This window comes from Variovorax sp. Varisp46 (assembly GCF_059491885.1).
In genome coordinates, this window is sequence record NZ_CP168515.1 from 5597822 (window position 1) to 5618028 (window position 20207).

Annotated in this window: 15 protein-coding genes; 8 read left to right on the forward strand and 7 right to left on the reverse strand. The window is 68.2% G+C overall.

Going from position 1 to position 20207, the window contains the following annotated elements:
* Positions 1–50 precede the first annotated feature (50 nt).
* From ACEN9N_RS26530 to ACEN9N_RS26550, 5 genes are all read left to right on the forward strand, one after another.
* Positions 51–1028, forward strand: coding sequence for a Bug family tripartite tricarboxylate transporter substrate binding protein (locus tag ACEN9N_RS26530; RefSeq protein ID WP_007835399.1), 978 nt, complete (start codon positions 51–53; stop codon positions 1026–1028).
* An 84-nt stretch (positions 1029–1112) separates the two neighbouring features.
* Complete coding sequence (locus tag ACEN9N_RS26535) at positions 1113–2090, forward strand: Bug family tripartite tricarboxylate transporter substrate binding protein (RefSeq protein WP_007835397.1); 978 nt, start codon at positions 1113–1115, stop codon at positions 2088–2090.
* Positions 2090–3460: an FAD-dependent oxidoreductase gene (locus ACEN9N_RS26540; RefSeq protein WP_495654896.1), complete on the forward strand. Its 1371-nt coding sequence runs from the start codon at positions 2090–2092 to the stop codon at positions 3458–3460. The genes ACEN9N_RS26535 and ACEN9N_RS26540 overlap by 1 nt, the downstream gene beginning before the upstream one ends.
* A 23-nt stretch (positions 3461–3483) precedes the next feature.
* Positions 3484–4173, forward strand: coding sequence for a hypothetical protein (locus ACEN9N_RS26545; RefSeq protein ID WP_413312357.1), 690 nt, complete (start codon positions 3484–3486; stop codon positions 4171–4173).
* 98 nt (positions 4174–4271) lie between these two features.
* Positions 4272–5159 (forward strand): acyl-CoA thioesterase, encoded by an 888-nt coding sequence (locus ACEN9N_RS26550; protein WP_495654897.1) that lies wholly within the window; start codon positions 4272–4274, stop codon positions 5157–5159.
* A 12-nt stretch (positions 5160–5171) separates the two neighbouring features.
* Here ACEN9N_RS26550 and atpE read toward each other — a convergent pair whose 3' ends face one another.
* From atpE to ACEN9N_RS26585, 7 genes are all read right to left on the reverse strand, one after another.
* A complete protein-coding gene (gene atpE / locus ACEN9N_RS26555; protein WP_007835387.1) occupies positions 5172–5411 on the reverse strand; it encodes a F0F1 ATP synthase subunit C in 240 nt (79 codons plus the stop codon).
* Between the two features lie 147 nt (positions 5412–5558).
* Complete coding sequence (locus ACEN9N_RS26560) at positions 5559–10268, reverse strand: Ig-like domain-containing protein (protein ID WP_495654898.1); 4710 nt, start codon at positions 10266–10268, stop codon at positions 5559–5561.
* 120 nt (positions 10269–10388) lie between these two features.
* Positions 10389–11243: a class I fructose-bisphosphate aldolase gene (locus ACEN9N_RS26565; RefSeq protein ID WP_495654899.1), complete on the reverse strand. Its 855-nt coding sequence runs from the start codon at positions 11241–11243 to the stop codon at positions 10389–10391.
* 34 nt (positions 11244–11277) lie between these two features.
* Entirely contained in the window at positions 11278–12282 is a 1005-nt protein-coding gene (locus ACEN9N_RS26570; protein WP_495654900.1) for an aldo/keto reductase, read from the reverse strand.
* The gene (locus tag ACEN9N_RS26575) at positions 12279–13295 is read right to left on the reverse strand and encodes an ABC transporter permease (RefSeq protein WP_413312367.1); all 1017 of its coding nucleotides are present in this window, start codon (positions 13293–13295) and stop codon (positions 12279–12281) included. The genes ACEN9N_RS26570 and ACEN9N_RS26575 overlap by 4 nt, the downstream gene beginning before the upstream one ends.
* Before the next feature lie 163 nt (positions 13296–13458).
* Positions 13459–14970, reverse strand: coding sequence for a sugar ABC transporter ATP-binding protein (locus tag ACEN9N_RS26580; protein WP_495654901.1), 1512 nt, complete (start codon positions 14968–14970; stop codon positions 13459–13461).
* On the reverse strand, positions 14967–16013 hold the full coding sequence (locus ACEN9N_RS26585) for a substrate-binding domain-containing protein (RefSeq protein ID WP_495654902.1): 1047 nt from the start codon (positions 16011–16013) through the stop codon (positions 14967–14969). Before ACEN9N_RS26585 ends, ACEN9N_RS26580 begins: the two co-directional genes overlap by 4 nt.
* A gap of 178 nt (positions 16014–16191) precedes the next feature.
* On the opposite strand from ACEN9N_RS26585, the gene ACEN9N_RS26590 reads away from it, so the two are divergent.
* Genes ACEN9N_RS26590 through ACEN9N_RS26600 form a run of 3 tightly spaced genes read left to right on the forward strand, consistent with a single transcriptional unit; the run spans position 16192 to position 20197 of the window.
* Positions 16192–17679 (forward strand): FGGY family carbohydrate kinase, encoded by a 1488-nt coding sequence (locus tag ACEN9N_RS26590; RefSeq protein WP_495654903.1) that lies wholly within the window; start codon positions 16192–16194, stop codon positions 17677–17679.
* A complete protein-coding gene (locus tag ACEN9N_RS26595; RefSeq protein ID WP_495654904.1) occupies positions 17676–19445 on the forward strand; it encodes a glycerol-3-phosphate dehydrogenase/oxidase in 1770 nt (589 codons plus the stop codon). The genes ACEN9N_RS26590 and ACEN9N_RS26595 overlap by 4 nt, the downstream gene beginning before the upstream one ends.
* Positions 19442–20197, forward strand: a complete 756-nt coding sequence (locus tag ACEN9N_RS26600) for a GntR family transcriptional regulator (protein WP_495654905.1) — start codon at positions 19442–19444, stop codon at positions 20195–20197. The genes ACEN9N_RS26595 and ACEN9N_RS26600 overlap by 4 nt, the downstream gene beginning before the upstream one ends.
* Positions 20198–20207 lie beyond the last annotated feature (10 nt).

The window sequence follows — 20207 nt, forward strand, 5'->3', positions numbered from 1 at the left end:
CTTCCATCACCCATAACCATCGAGGCCACAGGCCCAGGAGACAAGACACCATGAACTTTTCGCGCGCACTGCTGACCGCGGGGCTTGCCCTGACCGTCGCTACAGGGGCGTTGGCGCAAGCCGGCGACTTTCCCAACAAGCCCGTGACCCTGGTCACGCCCTTCGCGGCCGGCAGCGGCCCCGACGCGGTGCTGCGCCTCGTCTCCGACAAGCTCTCGCGCCTGTGGGGCCAGCGCGTGCTGATCGACAACAAGCCCGGCGGCGGCGGCTTCATCGCCATCGACCAGGCCCGGCGCGCGGCGCCCGACGGCTACACGCTGCTGCAGCTCGACAGCGAGCACATCGCCGCGTTGCCGCACCTGTACAAGTCGCGCAACTTCGTGACGCTGCAGCACTTCGATCCGGTGGCCTCGCTGTTTCGCACGCCCTTCTTCGTGGCCGTGGCCACCGATTCGAAGTGGAAGAACATGAGCGACCTGATCGGCGCGGCCAGGGCCAACCCCGATGGCATCGTCTACGGCTCGTGGGGCGTCGGCAGTCCTGGCCACCTGGGTGCGCAGCAGCTCGAGGCGCTCACCGGCATCCACATGCGCCACGCGCCCTACCGCGAGGTGTCGCAGCTGTTTTCCAACGTGGGCGCCGGCGAGGTGCCGTGGAGCTTCGCGAGCATTCCGTCGAGCCAGGGCATCTACAAGGCCGGCAAGCTGCGCTACCTGGCCATCGCGGCGCCCAGGCGCATTCCGCAGATGCCCGACGTGCCCACCATGGCCGAGGCCGGCGGCCCGGCCTCGTTGGAGGTCAACTCGTTCGTGTCGCTGCTCGCGCCCAAGGGCGTGCCGGCGGCCGTCAAGGCGAAGATCAATGCCGACGTGGCCAAGGTCATCGCCGACCCCGAGATCCGCGCGCGCTTCGACACCTTCGCCTTCGAGCCGCTGGCCTGGTCGCCCGAGGAAATCGAGCGCAATGCCGAGGCCAAGTCGAAGGTGTATGGCGAGCTGGTGCGCAGGGGCAACATCAGCCTCGAATAGCGAGGACGTGCCTTGCCCGGCGCTTCGCTCGGCAGTTAAGCTGGCCTGCTCTGGTTTTTGACAACTTTCTCACACTTTTTTTCCATGCAAGCCACCAAGAGAGCTCTCCTGATTGCCTGCGGCCTGGCTGCCGCCGCCGCACTGCCGCTGGCCGCCAGCGCACAGAACGCCGCCTGGCCGACCAAGCCGATCCGCCTGCTCGTGGGGTTCCCGGGCGGCTCCACGCCCGACATCGCGGCGCGCACCATCGCCGAGCCGCTGGGCAAGGCGCTGGGCCAGCCGATCGTGGTCGACAACAAGGCTGGCGCCTCGGGCAACATCGCGGCCGACCAGGTGGCCAAGGCCACAGACGACCACACGCTGGGCCTCGTCATCAACGGCAATCTCACGTCGTCGAAGATGCTGTACCCCAAGCTGCCCTATGACCCGGCCAAGGACTTCACGTACCTCTCGCTGATTGCCACGGCGCCGCTGGTGCTGGTGGCGCAGAACAACCTGCCCTCGGGCACCGCCTTCTTCGACGCGGGCCGCAAGGCCGGCGACAAGTGGAACTACGGCTCGGTGGGCATCGGCTCGGTCGGCCACCTGGGCATGGAACTGCTCAAGACCCGCGTGAGCGGCTTCAAGCCCGAGCACGTGCCCTACCAGGGCAATCCGCAGGTCGTCACGGCGATGCTGGGCGACCAGGTGCAGATGGGCCTGATCCCGCCGGGCGTGGCCATGCCGCAGATCCGCGCCGGCAAGCTCAAGGCCATCGGCCTCACGGGCGGGCGCAGCGCGCTGGTGCCCGAGATCCCGCCGCTGGCCGAGGCCGGCGTGAAGGACTTCAACCTCGAGGTGTGGGTGGCGCTGCTCGGTCCGGCCAACCTGTCGAAGGCCGCGCAGGCCCGCATCAGCCGCGAACTCGAAGTGGTCATGAAGAACCCCGACGTGCGACGCAAGCTCTTCGAGCAGGGCTGGCAAGCCGTGGGCACTTCGCCGGACGGCATGCGCACGCGCGTCAATGAAGAGGCCGCGATCATGACCAAGATCATCTCGGCCCGCGGCATCAAGTTGCAGTGATGACAGCGCAGACATTGAACGAGCCGGCGCGCGCGCTGCCGGTGTTCGGCGAATACGACGTGGTGGTGGTCGGCGGCGGCCCCGCCGGCATCGCGGCCGCCGTGAGCGCCGCGCGCCACGGTGCGAGCACGCTGCTGGTGGAGCGCTACGGCTTTCTCGGCGGCATGGGCACGGCCGGCGGCGTCACCAACTTCGCGGGCCTGTACGGCAAGCGCAAGGGCGAGATGACGCAACTGGTGCGCGGCGTGGTCGACGAGCTGATCGACCGCATCGCCGCGTTGAACGGCGTGAACGCGCCGCAGAACGGCATGGGCGGGCGCATCTGCGTGCGTTCGTACGACACCTCGGCCTACAAGCTGGCCGCCGACCAGCTGCTCGGCGCCGCCGGCGTGAAGCTGCTGTTCCACGCGCTGGCCGCGTCCGTCATCCGCGACGGCAGCCGCATCGACGCGCTGGTGGTCGAGACCAAGTCGGGCCGCCAGGCCATTCGCGCCAACGCCTTCATCGACGCCAGTGGCGACGCCGACGTGGCGGCCTTTGCCGGCGTGCCCTTCGAGGTGGGTGACGGCCACGGCAGCGGGCTGTTTCCGACCACGATGTTCCGCATCGGCCAGGTCGACGCGCCGGCCGCGCTGGCGGCTGTGGGCGAGTTCTCGGCCATCAACGACTACATGGCGCGCGCCGAGCAGCAGCATCCGGGCAAGTACAGGTTTCCGCGCGAAGGCGCCATCCTGCGGCCCAACAGGGACCCGCGCGAATGGCGCGCCAACGTCACGCAGATCCGCAATGCCCAGGGCCGCGCGATGAACGGCGTCGACGCGCGCGAGCTCAGCGAGGGCGAGCTCGAAGGCCGCCGCCAGATCGCCGAGTACTTCAAGTTCTTGAAGGCCGAGGTGCCCGGCTTCGCGCAGTCGGCCATCGTGGAGATCGCGCCGCAGGTCGGCATCCGCGAGACGCGGCGCATCCAGGGTCTGTATGCGCTCGGGCGCGAGGACATCCTGGGTTCGGCGAAGTTCGACGACAACATCGGCCTGAACGCCTGGCCGATGGAAATGCACGCCGACGGCCGCATCGAGTGGGCCTTTCCGCACGACGAAGCCAACGCCTACAACCACCTGCCCTGGCGCATGCTGGTGCCGCAGGCGGTCGACAACCTGCTGGTGGCCGGGCGCTGTGCATCGATGACGCACGAAGGCCAGTCGGCCGCGCGTGCAAGCGGCGGCTGCTTCGTCATGGGGCAGGCCGCGGGCACGGCGGCGGCGGCGCTGGGCAGCACCGCGTTCGCCGGTGTGGACGTGGCCGCGCTGCAGAAGAAGCTGGCCGCGGACGGCGCCGATCTCGACCGCCAGAGGCTAGAGTCCGGGGCTTGATGAACTCGAACCCTGGACGAAAAGTGCACCTCCCTTCGTTGCCGACCTCCGCACGTCGCATCTTCCTGGCGCTGTCCTGCGCCGCCCTCGGCCTGCTGCAGGCCGGCTGCGCCAGCACGCCCGAAGGCGACCCGGTCCACGGCAAGGACCGGGTCGTGAGCTTCGTGGCGGCGAAGGACGGCCGCAAGGTCGCCATTGCCGGCGAGAACTACCACTACGTGTTCGACGGTGATCCGTCCGTGGCGGCGCTGCTGCGCTGGGATGGCCGCACCAAAGTCACGCCCGCGCTGATCGGCGAACTCAAGGTGGCGCGCAACCAGAGCTTCGAGGGCCAGTACGTGCTGATGGCCTTCGACGCCGACCTGACGCCCGAAGACCGCACCTTCCTCGTCCAGACCGGCTTCGCGAAGGCCGACGTGAAGTACGGCGACCGCACCGGGCCGGCACTGCGCTACTTCGGCACGGTGTACGGCAAGCGCTACGAGGCCGCGCCGCTGAAGTCGGCCGACAAGGTCGACTTTTCGCGGCGCCAGTACCTCAAGTACGTCGAGCAGGAAACGCTCAGCGGCACCTTCGCCAGGGCCGCGCCTTCGCCGCTGGTGTATGCCGACGACGGTTCGATGCTGCTGGGCGGCGTGCCGGTGCGCGTGGTTCAGGGCGGCACGGATTCCGGTTGCAGCGCCCGCTTCATGGGTGTCTGCTTCTACAAATAGGCCTATCGGGAGCGCCGGCTGACCGGCCCGCGACAGTTTTCGGGCGCGGCCTTTGCTATGGTCGAGGGTTGCTTTTCCGCTTGCCCTGAATGCCTCCGATGACCACCGATCACGCCACCGCCTCCCGCCTCGTCAACGAACTCGTCGCGCTCATGCAGCTCGAGCCACTGGGCGGCGACCGCTTCCTGGCGCAGAGCGAAGACATCGGCACGCCCGCCGTGTTCGGCGGCCAGGTGCTGGGCCAATCGCTGATGGCCGCCAGCCTCACCGTGGGCGCCGAGCGCCCCGTGCATTCGATGCACGCCTACTTCCTGCTGCCCGGCGAGCACGCGCCCATCGAGTACAGCGTCGACCGCGTGCGCGATGGCCGCAGCTTTACCACCCGCCACGTGGTGGCGCGCCAGCAGGAGCGGATCATCTTCGAGATGTCGGCCTCGTTCCAGACTGTGGACGACGGCGTCGTGCACCAGTTCGACATGCCCGAGGTGGCCGGCCCCGAAGGCTTGATCAGCGAGCTCGACCAGCGCATCGCCCTCGGCGATCGCCTGCCCGAGCCCTGGCGCGCCAAGGCGGTCCAGCCGCACGGCATCGAGTACCGCCGCGTCGACCCCGAAGACCTGATCGCCCCGCAGGTGCGCCCGGCCTCGGCGCAAAGCGCCATCTGGATGCGCGCCATCGCGCCGCTGCCCGACGACCCGATGGTGCACCGCGCGCTGCTGGCCTACGCCTCCGACCACGGCCTGCTGCGCGCCGCGATGCTGCCGCACGGCCTGAGCTTCATGAGCGGCCAGGTGCGCCCCGCCAGCCTCGACCACGCGATGTGGTTCCACCGCGATTTCCGCATGGACGACTGGCTGCTGTACGTGCTCGACTCGCCCAGCGCGGGCGGCGCGCGCGGCCTGTGCCGCGGCAGCCTCTATGCGCGCGACGGCCGGCTCGTGGCCTCGGCAGCGCAGGAAGGCATGCTGCGCATCCGGCGCAAGTAAAAAAACAGGGCCTCAGCCGAAGGGGTTGGCGGTCGCGAACCAGAGGGCGATGCCCGTCGCGATGATGAATGCGCCGTCCGTCACGCCCGCGATCAGGAAGAACTTGGTCTGCAGCGTGTCGACCAACTCGGGCTGGCGCGCGGTGCTTTCCAGGAACTTCTGGCCGACCAGTCCGATGCCGAGGCACGAGCCGAGCGCGGCGATGCCGATCAGCAGGGCGACTGCGAGGGGAAGGATGTTGAAGCCGGTCATTGTGTTTTCTCCTGGTGGTTGATTGATGGATCGATGGAGGTACTTTCCCAGAGCGGGTGCGCACGGTCCATGACGTGGGAGGTCATGGGCGGCATGAAAAAAGCCGGCCGCATGAAGCGGCCGGCCTTTCGTGGAACGCTGCTGGCGCTACGGAAGCTGTGTCCAGTTCTGGTTGTTCCCGCCGTTGCAGGTCCATGTGATCAGCGCCGTGTCCTGCGCCGTCGAGCTGTTCGGCACGTCCAGGCACGAACCCGAGGCGCGGTTGCGGATGCTCCCGCCGACCATGCTCCACTGCGCCGTGTTGCCCGCCGTGCACGCCAGCTGCACCACCGGCGCGTTCGTCGTCGCCGTGCCGTTCTGCGCCAGGCACAGCCCGCTGTGCTCGGCCACGAACTGCACGTAGCCGCCGGGGAGGCTCGTCACCGTGAACTTCTCGTTGCCCGCCGTACCGCATGGCCATTGCACGGCCGTCGCGCCGCTGGTGGTCGCCGCACCCTTGATGTTCACGCACAGGGTGGGGTTGAGGTCCGAGCGGATGCGCGAGATGACGGCCGGGGCCGTGTCCTGCGAGCGCACGTACTCGCGGATCGCCACCACGTCGGCGGCCGGCAGGCTGTTGGCATTGCCATGGCCGCTGCCGAGCACGTCCTGCAGCGTGGCCGCCTGGCCGTTGTGGAAGAAGGCGGCGGTGTTCCAGGTGCCCGACAGCGTCGGCGTGTCGAAGCCGATGCCCGCGAGCGGCTGGTTCATGCCCTTGCCCGACGAGGCCTGGATCGTGCCCACGTCGTGCCGGATGCCGTCGCGGAAGGTGCCGCCCGCGTGGCAGGTCACGCACTGCGCCGAGGTGAACAGTGCCTGGCCCCGCGCCGCATCGACGCTCAGGCTGCCATCGGCATTGCGCGCCGGGCTGCGCATGTACTTGTTCAGCGAGCTCAGGTAGGCCGCGAGGTCGTCGAGCTGCGCATTCTTGCCGGCCTTGGGCGCACCGAGCGGGTCGGAGGTGGCCGCGAGGTCCGCATTCGTCAGGAAGCCGGTGCCGCCGAACTCGTTGCGGATGTCGTTCTCGAAGTCCTGCACCTCGTCGAAGTTGGCCGTCCAGTGCAGCTTGCCGTGGCCCAGCCCGCGCCGCCCCTGCAGGCTGATGGTGCGGCGCAGGCCTTCGCCGCGCTGGGTGAAGTCCCACACCATGCCGTCGTCGCCGGCGTCTGCGTGGCAGCTCGCGCAGGAGATGTAGTTGTCCTTGCTCATGCGACGGTCGGAGGCGTTGTAGAACACCTGCTTGCCGCGCAGCGCCGCGGCCGCCATCGGTTCCTGTGCCACCGTCGCCACGTTCTGCAGGAAGATCGCGGCCGCCGTCTCGGACGACAGCACCGAAGCCACGTCGTGCACGGACACCGAGCGCGCCAGGAAGTTGTTGACGAACAGGCGCTTGCGCGTCGCGTCCAGGTACAGGCCATGCGGCGCGCTGCTGGTGTTGATCTCGCCGCGCACCGCGCGGCTGTACGGATCGACGATGGCCACGCGGTTGCCTTCCATCTGCGCCACGAAGAGGTAGTCGCCCGACGGCGAGAACAGCGCCGCGCGCGCCGGTGCGCGGTCGTCGAAGTCGATCTGCTCGGCGAACACTTCCGCGGCCGTCTGCAGGTTGACCTGCGAGAGGATGGAGCGCACCGTCTTGTCGTGCTCCAGCGCAAGGCCGTCCCTGAACTTGCCGCGCACGATGTTGTCCTTCTTCGAGGGCAGCACCGCCCGCGTTCCGTCCGGCGAGATCACCACCTGGCTCAGGTAGTTGGCCACGCCGCGCGCGTGGCTCTCGGTGTCCACCGTGGCGGTGTCCACCGGCAGCGCGATGGTGGTCATGGCGCTCATGCCCTGCAGGTTGACCTTGTGCAATTGGCCGCCGGTCATCTTCGACTTGAAGCGCGTGACATAAGCCACCTGCGAGTCGGCGTTGACCGCGATGCCGCGCAGGTTGCCTTCGAGCGCGACCGCGCCGGTAGTGCTGCCGTTGCTCGGGTCGAAGCTCATCAGCACCGACTTGCTCTCCAGCGTGAGCAGACCTTTCGCACCGTCCGGCGTGAAGGCCACGCCGTAGGGGCCGCTGCCGTAGGCCAGTGGCACGGTGGTCGAGAGGCTGCCGTCGGCCGCGCTCAGCGCGACCAGCTTGTCCTCGCCCTGCACCGTGACCCAAATGCGTCCGTCGGGGCCGACGGCCAGCGTCTTCGGCTCGTCGCCCACGCGCGTTTCCCAGCGCTTGGCCAGGGTCTGCGCATCGATGGCGGCGACCGTGCCGCTGTCGGGGTTTACCGAGTACACCGAATTCGCATCGCCCGCGATGTTGGTGGTGTGCGTCGGCGCCCGCGCCGTGACCGGGGCGATCACGGTGAGGTTGTAGGTGTAGAAGGTCTCGCGGCCGTTCACGTCCTTCACCGTCAGCGTCACCGTGAAGTGGCCCGGGCGGTTGTAGGTGTAGGTGTAGTTCGGCTGGTTCGAGTACGCCGTCTGCGTGCCGTCGCCGAAGTTCCAGCGGAACTGCGCGCCGCTGCTGCCGAGCGTGTCCGGGTTGAACACCAGCTGGCCGTTGACCAGCTTCGGACCGCCGCCGATGCCGGGGTCGCCGATGATGGCCTGGCTGCGCAGCGTGTTGACCTCGGTGTCGCTCAGCACGCGGCTGTAGACGCGCACCTCTGCCAGCGTGCCCTTGAAGAGCGCGGCATTGCCCTGGATCTGCCCCAGCACGCTGAACTTGTTCGTGAGGCCCTTGTTGCCCGTGGGGCCGGTGGAGGTGGTCTTCACGCCGTCCACGTACACGGCCTGGGCGCCGGAGGCCGCCTCGCGCGTCAGCACCACGTGGTGCCAGGTGCCGTCGTTCACCGCCGCGGTGGAGGTGGTGCCGGCGTCGTTGCCAGCCGACAGCTTGATGCGCCCGCCGTTGTCGAGCCAGCCCCAGAACACGTCGTCCGTGCCGCTCGCCTGGTCGCGCCCGAAGATGCCGGGCGCGGTCCACGAGTTCGCACCGCCCGCCTGCGTGGTCTTCATGTAGAAGCTCAGCGACGCGGTGCCGCCGAGCACGGTGGCCACTGAATCGTTCTTCAGCGGCACACCGGCGGTGCGGTTCGCGAAGTTCAGGCCGATGCTCTCGAACGCGTCGCCCGCGACCGGCGTGCCGTTGTTGCTGCCGATCTGGTCGGACAGGTTGCCTGCCAGCGTCCAGTAGTGCATCAGGTTGATGTCGGTCGCGTTGCCGGTGTTGAAGGTCGACTTGTAGTCGGCCGCGATGGCGTTGCCCGCATAGTCCTTCACGCCGTTGGCCGGCAGGAACACTTCATAGCTGGTGCCGGGTTGCAGCGGCTGGTCGGGCGAGAAGTTGATGATGCCCAGCTGCACGCTGTAGGTGCCCGCCAGCGTGTTGCCGCCCACCGGCCGCACGATGAAGGTGTTGGAATTCACGCTCTCGGGCCGGATGTTGTCCGTCATGCCCAGGCCGATGCGCGAGGTCAGCGCCTGCTGCTTCGCGCCGTTGGCCGGCGAGACCTGCTTGACTTCAGGCTTGGTGGTGTCGGGGTCCACCGCATGCACGATGAAGCCGCTGCCCGAGCCGTGGTCGTTGCCCACGAAGACCAGGTTGCCAAACATCGCGACCTGGCCGTTGTCCGAATGCGAGAAGTTCGGGTCGTCCTCGCGCAGGATGCTGCCGCGGCCCACCTCCACGTGATTGAGCGGATTGCTCACATCGACCTTGTGGATGCGCGTTTGCGCGCCCTGGATCACGTAGTTGTCCTGCGTGGCGCAGTACAGCATTTCGTCGATGACGAGCCGGTTGTCCTCGGCCACGAAGCGCGAGCGGTCGCTCAGGTCGTAGCTGTACATCCTGGCGCCGCTGTTGCGCGCGGAGGCGTGCAGGTTCCTGCCGTCGAAACAGGTGGCGTAGTAGAACGGCGTGGTGCCCACGATGGAATCGAGCACCTTGGGGTTGAGCGGATCGGAGATGTCCAGGCTCGCGAAGCCGCCGTTGCTTTCCATCGCGGTCAGCACCATGTGGTTGCCCATCGTGAAGATCGGGCCGATGCGGAAACCGCCGAGTTCGCCGGTGGGCACTGGATTGGGCTTGCCCGCACCGCGGTTCGCGATCACGGCGTTCGCAGGGTCCCTGGCATCGACGATGAAGATGCCTCGGCCGGCCGACGCCACGTACAGGTAAGGCGCCTGCCACCAGAGCTGCCAGGCGACGTCCTCGTAGTCGCCCCCGTTGACGCCTGGCAGTGCCAGCTTCTTCACCTGCTTGATGTCGTTGATGTCGGAGAAGTCCCAGAACTCGATGCCGTTGATGCTGGGCAGGACGACATACGTCTTGCCGCCGATCTTCACGGTGCCGAAGGAATGGGTCTCGCGGAACTCCTTGGTGCGGGCCTCGGGCTCGTAGATCTTCTTGACGAGCTGGATCTGGCGCGGGTTCGACACGTCGTACAGCAGGAAACCGCCCGGCCCGAGGCCGCTGTCCGGCGCGAAGGAGGTGAGGAAGTAGCCGTTGATCATGATGCCCGCGTTCATGCCGTAGTCCTTGCGGCCCGGGTAGGTGGCGGGCACCTCGCGCGACTCGTAGGCGCTGCTGTGTGCCGGATCGAGCGGGTGCGCCGCGCTGGTGATCATCGACACCGGCTTGAACAGTTCCGCCGAGGTGTAGGTGAGGTTGCCCAGGCCCGGACCCTGCAGCGGGAGCGGGTCGGCGACAGCTTCGGAAACCGCCGCCGCCATGTTGCCCAGGGTCGTCATCGGACTGACCCCGGTGATTGCCGCGTGCGTCAGCAGTGTGACGAACGGCACCATCAAAGCCATCAGGTAATACCGGATCTTCATCGTCGCCTCCAAGTTGTGGTGTTCACTCGCGAAAGCGCGCGCGCAGGGCGCACCCCGGCCGGCGACGAGTGCGCCGCCTGCCGTACAGCCTCTCCCTCTCTTTTTTCCGGCGGCGCTGCGTTACTTCTTCGTGCCGCCCGATTCGTAGATGCCCCACGCCTTCTCGGCGCTTGCGCCGCGGTGGATCATGGCCATCAACGCATTCACCACCGCCGACGGGTTGGTGTGCTGGTACACATTGCGCCCGTAAACCATGCCGACCGCGCCCTGGTCCAGCAGCACGCGCGAGCGCGCGAACACCTGCTGCAGGTCTTCGCGCCCGCCGCCGCGCACGAGCACGGGACAGCGCGCGGCCTGCACCACGCGGTGGAACTCGGCGGGATCGGTGGTGGGGTCGGCCTTGACGATGTCGGCGCCCATCTCGCGCGCAAGGCGCACCAGCGTGACGATTTTTTCGGCGTCGCCATCGACCATGTAGCCGCCCTGCTCGCTGTGCGGGCGCATCACCAGCGGCTCGATCATCAGCGGCATGCCGTAGCGGTCGCAGTCGGCGCGCACGCGCGCGATGTTCTGCACGCACTGGCGCAACAGGTCGGGCTCGTTCGGCAGCATGAACAGGTTGACGACCACGCAGGCTGCGTCGCGCTGCACTGCCGGCAGTACCGGGTCGTGCTCGTTCTGCAGCACGGCCCACATCACGCGGTGGGCGGTGGCGTTGTAGGGGTTGCCCATGTCGATGCGCTGCACCAGCGCGGGCTTGCCTCGGCCCGGGCGGTCCTGCAGCAGATCGGCCTGGCCGTAGTTGAGCTGGATGGCGTCGGGGCCGGCGGCCACGAGCTTGTCGATCACCTGCGGCATGTCTTCCAGCCCGTTGAGGAACGAGGGCTCGTTGCACACGCCGTGGTCGAGCGCGATGTCCAGGCAGCGCCCGTTGTTCAGCAGCCGGTTCAGGCGTGCGGTCTTGTCCTTCGACATACGAAAGAGGTCCTTGTATTGAAAGTGGAGAGGATCAGGCCAGCGCGTTCAGGTGCTTGGCCGCAACGGCGTCGACGAGTTGCAGTGCGTCGTCGCGCAGGCGCACCGAACCGGCCGCTGCGTTCTCGACCGCCTGCTTGCTGACGCGCGCGCCGCACAGCGCCACAGAGACGCTGCCGCGTGCCAGCGTCCACGCGATCATCAATTGGCCGAACGAGCATTCGAGCTGCTTGCGCAGCGGCTCCAGCTCGTCGAAGAAGGCCTTGAGCTTCGCGCGGTTCTGCGCGCTGAAGCGCGGGTTGCTCGCGCGCTGGTCGTCGCCGGTGAACTTGCGCCCGGGGTCGATCGGGCCGGCCAGCAGGCCCAGCGCCAGCGACGAATAGCCCAGCACCGCCACGTCGTGCTCGCTGCACAGTGGCACGAGCGCCTGCTCGATTTCGCGGTCGATCAGGCTGTAGCGCTCCTGCGCCGCATCGACCGGGCCATGGCGCAGGTATTCGGCGAGCGTTTCGGGGCTCACATTGCTCACGCCGATGGCGCGGATCTTTCCCTGCTTCTTGAGCTCCAGCAGCGCGTCCATCGTTTCCTCGACCGGCGTGGTGCTGTCCTGCCAGTGCGTGATGTAGAGGTCGATGTAGTCGGTCTGCAGGCGCTTGAGGCTCTCTTCGCACTCATGGACGATCGATTCGCGCCCGAGGTAGCGATGCACCGGGTGGCCATCCTCTTCGAAGAATTGCGTTCCCTGTTGCGTGTGCCATACCAGTCCGCACTTGGTGGCGACGACGGCCTCGTGGCGGCGTCCCTTCAGCGCGGTGCCGACGATGCTCTCGGAGCGCCCGAGCCCGTACGCCGGCGCGGTGTCGATCAGGTTCACGCCCGCGTCGAGCGAGGCCTGGATGGCCAGCACGGCGGCCGCGTTGTCCCCGCCGCCCCACATCCAGCCGCCCATCGCCCAGGTGCCCAGGCCGATGGCCGAGCATTCGATGCCCGACGGGCCGAGGGTGGTCTGCTTCATCGATGCGTTGTTGCTGCTGTTCATCGCTTGGTCTTTCTCGTGTTCAGGATGTGGTCGATGGTCACGGCCGCGAGCAGGATCAGGCCCTTGATCACGTCCTGCCAGTAGGGCGACACGTCGAGCAGGATCAGCGAGCTGGTCACCACCGACAGCAGCGCAAGCCCGAGCACCGCGCCCAGCACGGTGCCCGAGCCGCCCTTGAGGCTGGCGCCGCCGATCACCGCCGCGGCGATCACGTTGAGCTCCATGCCCATGCCGAAGGTCGGCGTGGCGGCGCCGAAGCGCGCGGTGTAGATCACGCCCGCCAGGCCCGCCGAGGCCGCGCACAGCACCGTGACCCAGAACTTCACGCGGCCCACGCGGATGCCGGAGTAGAGCGCGGCCTTCTCGTTGCTGCCGGTGTAGAACACGCGGCGCAGCAGAGTGGAGCGGCGCAGCAGGAAGTCGCTCACCACCACGATCGCCAGGAAGATCAGGATCACGGCCGGAATGCCGAACAGCGTGCCCTGGCCGATGAACTTGAACTCCGCCGGCAGCGAGAACAGCGACTGCGGCGTGCCCTGCGTGAGCGCGAGGCACAGGCCGCGCACGATGACCATGAAGGCCAGCGAGGCGATGAAGTGGTTCAGGCCGATGCGCGTGACGCAGCCGCCGATCATCGCGCCGATCATGGCGCTCGCCGCAATGGCGATGAGCCCGGCGGTCCACGGGTCGAAGCCCATGAGGAAGAGCTTGCCCGTGACCACCATGGCGAAGCACACCACCGAGCCCACCGACAGGTCGATGCCACCGACGATCAGCAGGATCGTCATGCCGACGACCACGATGCCTTCGATGGAGAACGACAGCAGCATGGCGCGCACGTTGTCCCAGGTCAGGAAGTAGGGCGACGCGAAGCTCATGCCCGCGCACAGCACGGCGATGATGAGCAGCAAGCCCATCTCGCGCATGCTGCCGAGCTTGCTGGCGGGTTTTGCGGGGGGTCTTCCTTGCTGTCTTGCTGGAAGGCCTGCGTCGAGTTGGGCCGGGTAGTTCATGTCGGATGCTCCACTGCGCGTTGTCTTGCTTGTCGGTTGTGTTCTTGATGCTCTCGTTCGGGGCGTGTGCACAGGCCACCGGGTACTCCCCTGCGCGAATGCCCCCCGCCGGCGTGATCGCGCCCCGAACCGACCGAAGCGCCATACGAACCCTGCAGGTCTTTCATGCCGCTTCCTGTTCACAGAGTCCGGAGGCGAGCCGCAACAGGGCTTCCTCCGTCATCTCGTTAGATGCCAGTTCGCCCGCGAGCCGGCCATCGCGGATCACCAGCGCGCGGTCGCACAGTCCGATGATCTCGGGCAGCTCCGACGAGATCACGATCACGCCCACGCCCTGGCCGGCCAGCTCGCGCAGGATGTGGTGGATCTCCGACTTGGCGCCCACGTCCACGCCGCGCGTGGGCTCGTCCATCAGCAGCACCGATGGGTTGGTGGCCAGCAGCTTGGCGATGGCCACCTTCTGCTGGTTGCCGCCCGACAGGCTCGCCACCTCGATGGCCACGCCGTCGGACTTGAGCTTGAGCTTCGCACCGAGGTCGACCGCCAGCCTGTGCTCGGCCGCGCGCTGCAGCAGCCCGAAGCGCGAGCTGACGCGCGCGAGCGCCATCGAGGCGATGTTCTGCGCAATGGGCAGGTCGAGGTACACGCCGGCCGCCTTGCGGTCTTCGCTGAGGTAGGCGATGCCCTCGCGCAGCGCGTCCCCGTACTTGCGGATCGCCAGTGCCCTGCCGCGCAGGCGCACGGTGCCGCCGCGCGCGGGGCGCAGGCCGCACACGGTCTCTGCGAGCTCGCTGCGACCGGCGCCCATCAAGCCCGCGATGCCGAGGATCTCTCCGCGCTTCAGCGTGAACGACACGCCGTGCACGCGCTCGCCGTCGGCGATGTCGGTCACTTCGAGCACGTGTTCCTCCGATGCAGGCGCTTGCTGCTTCGGCGGGTAGTAGTTGCCCAGGTCGCGCCCGACCATGCGGCGCACCAGCCCGTCGGCGTCCAGTTCGGCCAGCGGCCCGCAATGCACGTTGCGCCCGTCGCGCAGCACGGTGACGCGGTCGCAGTGCGCAAAGATCTCGGCCATGCGATGGCTGATGTAGATGATGCCGATGCCCTGCGCCTTCAGGTCGTGCAGCACCCTGAAGAGCGCGGCCGATTCGTTGTCGGTGAGCGCGGCGGTGGGCTCGTCGAGGATCAGCACCTTGCAGTCCAGCGTGAGCGCCTTGGCGATCTCGATCAGCTGCTGCGTGGAAATGCTCAGGTCCTTCACCAGCGCAGCCGGGTCGACGTCCTGCCCCAGCCGCTGCAGCACCTTGGCGGCGCGCTCGTCGAGGCTCGCGTAGTCCATCCATGCGTGCCTGCCGGCGTTGATCTCCGGCATGAAGATGTTCTCGGCCACGGTGGCGTCGGCGCACAGGGCGATCTCCTGGTGCACCAGGCCGATGCCCAGGCGCATGGCGTGCGCGGGGCCGTCGATGACCACCTTCCGGCCGTCGAGCGAGATCTCGCCCTCGTCCGGCTGGTGGATGCCGTCGATGATGTTCATCAGCGTGGACTTGCCCGCGCCGTTCTCGCCGCACAGGGCGTGGATCTCGCCGCGCTGAAGCGAGAAATCCACGCCGGAGAGCGCGCGCGAAGCGCCGAAGCGCTTGCCGATGCCGCGCAGTTCGAGCAGGTGGCTCACTCGCCGATTCCCTTGGTGCCGCGGCGTGCGAGGTACTTGTCCCAGTAGAAGTCGTCGGCATTGGCCTTGCTGACCACCGCCAGGCCGTTGTCCAGGAAGGGCACGGCCATCGGGTTGGTGCCGTTGCGTTTGGCATCGTTCATCGGGTCGATGAGCGTGGGGTTCCTGGCCAGGAACAGCATCATCATGCCCATGTAGCCCTGCATGCCCTGGTTCGGGTTGATGGCGCCGAACACGTCGCCCGACTTGATCATGTCGAGGATCTTGGCGTTGACGTCGCAGCACATCACCTTGATGTTCTTCTTGGTCTCCACCTTGGCCTGCGCCGCGCCGAGGGCCGAGTTGGCCTCGGGCATGAACAGCGCGCCCAGGTTCGGGTTGGCCTGCGCGAGGCTCAGCACCGCCTGGTAGGCCTTGTTCGGGTCCTGGTTGCTGGCGGCGCGGCCGACCAGCTTCATGCCCGGGTGCTTGGCCTTCATGCGGTTCACGAAGGCGGCGATGCGGCGGTCGTGGTTGTCCTGGCCCGGGTTCTCCAGCACGGCGTATTCGCCCTTGCCGTTGAGCGAGGCGGCAAGGGCGTCGGCGGCCTGCGTGCCTTCGCGGTCGTTGTCGGAGGTGACGAACGATGTGCGCTTGGAGTTCGGCGAGTCGGCCGCGAAGGTGACGACCGGGATGCCCATCGCCGCGGCGCGATTGATCGGCTCGATGAACGGGTCGGGGTTCATCGGGTGCAGCAGGATGCCCGCGGGCTTGCGCGCCAGCTCCTGCTCGAAGGAGGCGAGCTGCTTGTTCACGTCGTACTCCGGCGTGCCGGTGTAGCGCGTGCGCACGCCCAGCGTGCGGCCGAGCTGCTTCATCATTTCGTAGACCGGAAACCAGTACTCCACGCCCGACACCATCACGTTCATCACGTAGACGTCGCTCGGGTTGCCGCGCAGCCCGCCGCCTGCTGCAGGGGCAGCCGCCTGCTGCTGCGCCAATGCGCTGGCGCCAGCCAGGCCGATGCCGGCTGCCGCGGCGGACTTCAGGAAATTACGCCTCATTTTTGTCTCCTCACGTTGGGGGGCACAGCTTGCGATGCCGCTTTTCAGGACAGCATCTTGATCTTCGGTGTCGCGTCACTTGTTATGACAGGTAGAATGTACGCGCTGGACGTTTGACGGGATAACTAGGGGAAACACTACTGGCGAGGTGCTTTTATTCCGCCGAAGCTGTTATGACATGAAGCCAAACATACTGATCGGCATCGACATGGGATCGAGCAGCCTGAAGGCCCTGGCCCTCGAAGCCGGGAGCGGCCGCTCCATCGCCCTGTCACGCATGCCGCTGCCGCACGACCGGCTGCCTGGAGGGGGATGCGAAGTGGGCGCGACTGCGATCCGCACGGCCCTGACCCACGTGCTGCGCGATGTCGCCCACCAGCTCGGCGAGCGCGTGACCGAGGTTCGCGCCATCGGCTGCACGGGCCATGGCGCGGGGCTCTATGCGCTCGATGCGCGCAACGAACTCGTGGGGGGAAGGGCGGTTGCCTCGACCGACCAGCGCGCCGACGCACGGGCGCGCTCGCTGTCGCTCGGCCATGGCGAGGCGCTGTTCGCGGACGTCGGCTGCAGGCCGTGGCCGGGGCAGCCCACCGTGATCGCCGCCGCGCTGCTCGGCACCGATGCCGTGCAGCGCGGCGCGGTGCACCGGCTGCTGTTCGCGAAGGACTACCTCGGCTTCCTGCTGACCGGCGAGATCGCCACCGACGCGAGCGATGCGAGCACCGCGGGGCTGGTGTCGATTGCCACGGGCAGGTGGTCGCAGGCGGCCTTCGATGTCTCGGGCATCGCGGAGCTCGGGCCGCACGTCTTCGGGCCGCTGCTGCCGAGCGGCGAAGTGATCGGCAGGCTGCGGCCTTCCGAGGCCGCGCTGTGCGGCCTGCCTGCCGGCATTCCGGTGGCGATGGGAGCCATCGACCTGCTCGCGTCGATGACCGCGATCTGCGCGGAAGGGCGCGGACGCGCGGTGTCGGTCTTCGGCACGTGGTGCGTGAACGCGGTGATCGGCCCGGTGATCGAGCCCAAGCCCGATGTTGCCGCCGTCGTGAACTTCGGCCGCGAGGACAAGCGGCTCTACATGGAGAACAGCCCTTCGTCGATGGCCAACATCGCGTGGCTGGCCGGCGTGCTGGGACTGCCCGATTCGCGCGCCGTCGTCGACCTGGCGATGTCGGTGCCGCTGGGCGCGGGCGGCCTGCGCTTCCTGCCGTTCGTCAATGGCGGTGGCGGCGTGACGGCGGGCTTCGTCGGCCTCAAGAGTCATCACACGCGGGGCGACATGGCGCGCGCGGTGGTCGATGCGGTCGCGGCACTGCATGCGCGGCACACGGCACGCCTCGCGGCATGCGGCCTGCCTGTGTCCGCATCGACCGTGCTCGGCGGCGGCGCGAGCGACACGCGCCTCGTGCGCCTGCTCGCATCCTTCCTCGGCCATCCGGTGGAACGCTGCGCCGACGACGAAACCGGCGCGCGCGGCGCCGCGATCTACGCCGCCATGTCGCAGGGCATCGGCCACGCCGGGCAGGGCAGCGCCTTGCTCGCGCCCTGCGACACGGTCGAGCCCGATGCCACCGAGGCCTGCGCCCATGCCGACTTCAACGCCGGTTTCAACGAACTGATCGACACCATGTCCCCTGTGTTTTTCCATCTGTCGGGAGGCTCGAGATGAGCGCCTGGCAGCTGCCCTTCGTGCGCCCGGCCTCGCTGGCCGATCGTCATTTCTCTACCGTGATCGTCGGCGCCGGCATCAACGGCGTGGGCGTGTTCCGCGACCTGTGCCTGCAGCGCGTGGACTGCCTCATCGTCGACAAGGGCGACTTCAGCGCGGGCGCCAGCAGCGCGCCCTCGCGCATGATCCACGGCGGCCTGCGCTACCTGGAGAACGGCAGCTTCTCGCTGGTGGCCGAGGCCACGCGCGAGCGCAACCTGCTGCTGCGCAACGCACCGCACCTGGTGCAGCCGCTGAAGACGGTGGTGCCGCTGTCCAGCTTCTTCGGCGGGCTCATGAGCAGCGCGCTCAAGTTCTTCGGCCGCACGCCGCCGCAGCGAACGCGCGGCCTGCTTGCGGTGGCCGCGGGCCTTCGCCTGTACGACCTGCTGGGCCGCCGCCAGCGCGTGATGCCCAACCACCGCATCAGCCGCGTGCCGCCGAATGACCGCAGCCTGTTCCGCGCGGCGGTGCGCTGGACGGCCACCTTCTTCGATGCGTGGATCAGCCACCCCGAGTGGCTCATCCTCGAACTCATCGGCGATGCCTGCCGCGACCAGCCGCGCTCGGCCGCGGCCAACTACTGCCGCGTGACGGGCTGCGCGGGCAACATCATCACGCTGCGCGACGAGATCACCGGCGCGCTGGTGCGCGTGACGGCCGACACCGTGGTGAATGCCAGCGGCGCGTGGCTCGATCGCAGCACGGCCGTGCTCGGCGGCGCGGGCTCGCGCGTGATGGGCACCAAGGGCTCGCACCTCGTGCTCGACCATCCCGCGCTGCGCGATGCGCTCGAGGGCCGCATGGCCTACTTCGAGGCGGTCGACGGGCGCGTGTGCATCGTCTATCCCTTTCTCGACCGGGTGCTGGTGGGCTCCACCGACATCCCGGTGGACGACCCCGACCAGATCGGCACCGAGCCGGCCGAGGTCGATTACCTGCTCGACGTGCTGGCCGAGGTGTTCCCCAACCTGCGCTTTGGCCGCGGCGACGTGGTCTATACCTACGTCGGCGTGCGGCCGCTCGCGCGCTCCGACGCCGACAAGCCGGGGCAGATCTCGCGCGACCACTCGGTGGTGCTCGACCCGCCCAACGCCACGCGCGACATTCCCATCGTCGGCCTCGTGGGCGGCAAGTGGACCACCTTCCGCGCGCTCGCGGAAGAAGCGGCCGACGAGGTGCTGAAGCAGCTGGGCCGCCCGCGCACCGCATCCACCGAATTGCTGCCCATCGGCGGCGGCGCCGAGCTGCCGGCCGATGCGCAGGCGGTGGAGCGTTTTGTCGATCGACTGGTCGGCGCCTCGGGCATGAGCCGCACGCGCGCGCAGGTGCTTCTGAAGCGCTATGGATCGAAGGCGCTGCCGCTGGCGCAGCGCCTCGCCGCATCGGGCGACATGCCGCTGCGCCATGCGCCCGGCTACTCCGTGGCCGAGCTTTCGTACCTTTGCCTCGAAACCGGCGTGGTGCATCTCGACGACCTCGTGATCCGCCGCACGCTGCTGGCCATCCGCGGGTTCGTCACCGATGCCGCGCTGGCCGAGATGGCGGGCATCGCGGCCGAGGCGCTGGGCTGGGATGCGGCGCAGCAGCACGCAGAGTTGCATGCCTGCGCCACCGCCCTGCGCGAGCGCCACGGCGTGCGGCTTTCGCCGGTGGCAGCGGATGCGCCTGCATCTTTCGATGCATCATTGATGACTCCTCAGGCCCTGGGCCAACCCTCGACGTGAACTCTCCGACCGAAATCTCGACCGTGCTCGACCGCGACTCCGAGTCGCCCCTGTGGGCCCAGTTCCGCGACGCGCTTCGCATGCAGATCCTGCAGGGCGTGCTGCCCATCGGCGCCAAGCTGCCGTCCGAGGCCGAGCTCGGCGAGCAGTTCGGCATCTCGCGCATCGTGGTGCGCGAGGCGCTGGCAGACCTCGTGCGCAACAACCTCATCTACAAGATCAAGGGCCGCGGTGCCTTCGTGTCGGCCCGCGAGCGCGACGAGGATTTCGTTTCCACCGTGCTCGGCTTCTCCGACGAAATGGAGCGCAAGGGCCGCTCGGTGCGCACGCAGATCCTCACGCAGGAACTGCGCGCGCCCACCGAGCAGGAAGCCGCTTCGCTGGGGCTCACCGACGACACCCAGGTGGTCGCGCTCAAGCGCCTGCGCAGCGTCGACGGCGAACTGCGCCTGCTGGTGGAGACCGCGGTGCCCGCCGACCTCGCGCCGGGTTTGCACCGCACGCGTCTGGACGATCGCTCGCTGTACGACGTGCTGCGCCGCCAGTACGGGCTGCGCCTGGTGCGCGCCGAGCGCTGGATCGATGCGGTGCTGCCCGATGCCGAGACCTGCCGGCTGCTCAACCTGCCGCAGCCCGAGCCGCTGCTGCGCATCGAGTCGATCGCCTACGGTGCCAATGGCAGGCCGCTGGAGCACTACCGCGCGCTGCACCGCTGCAAGAGCAGCCGGCTGCACGTACAGACGACGACCTGAAAAAAGAAAA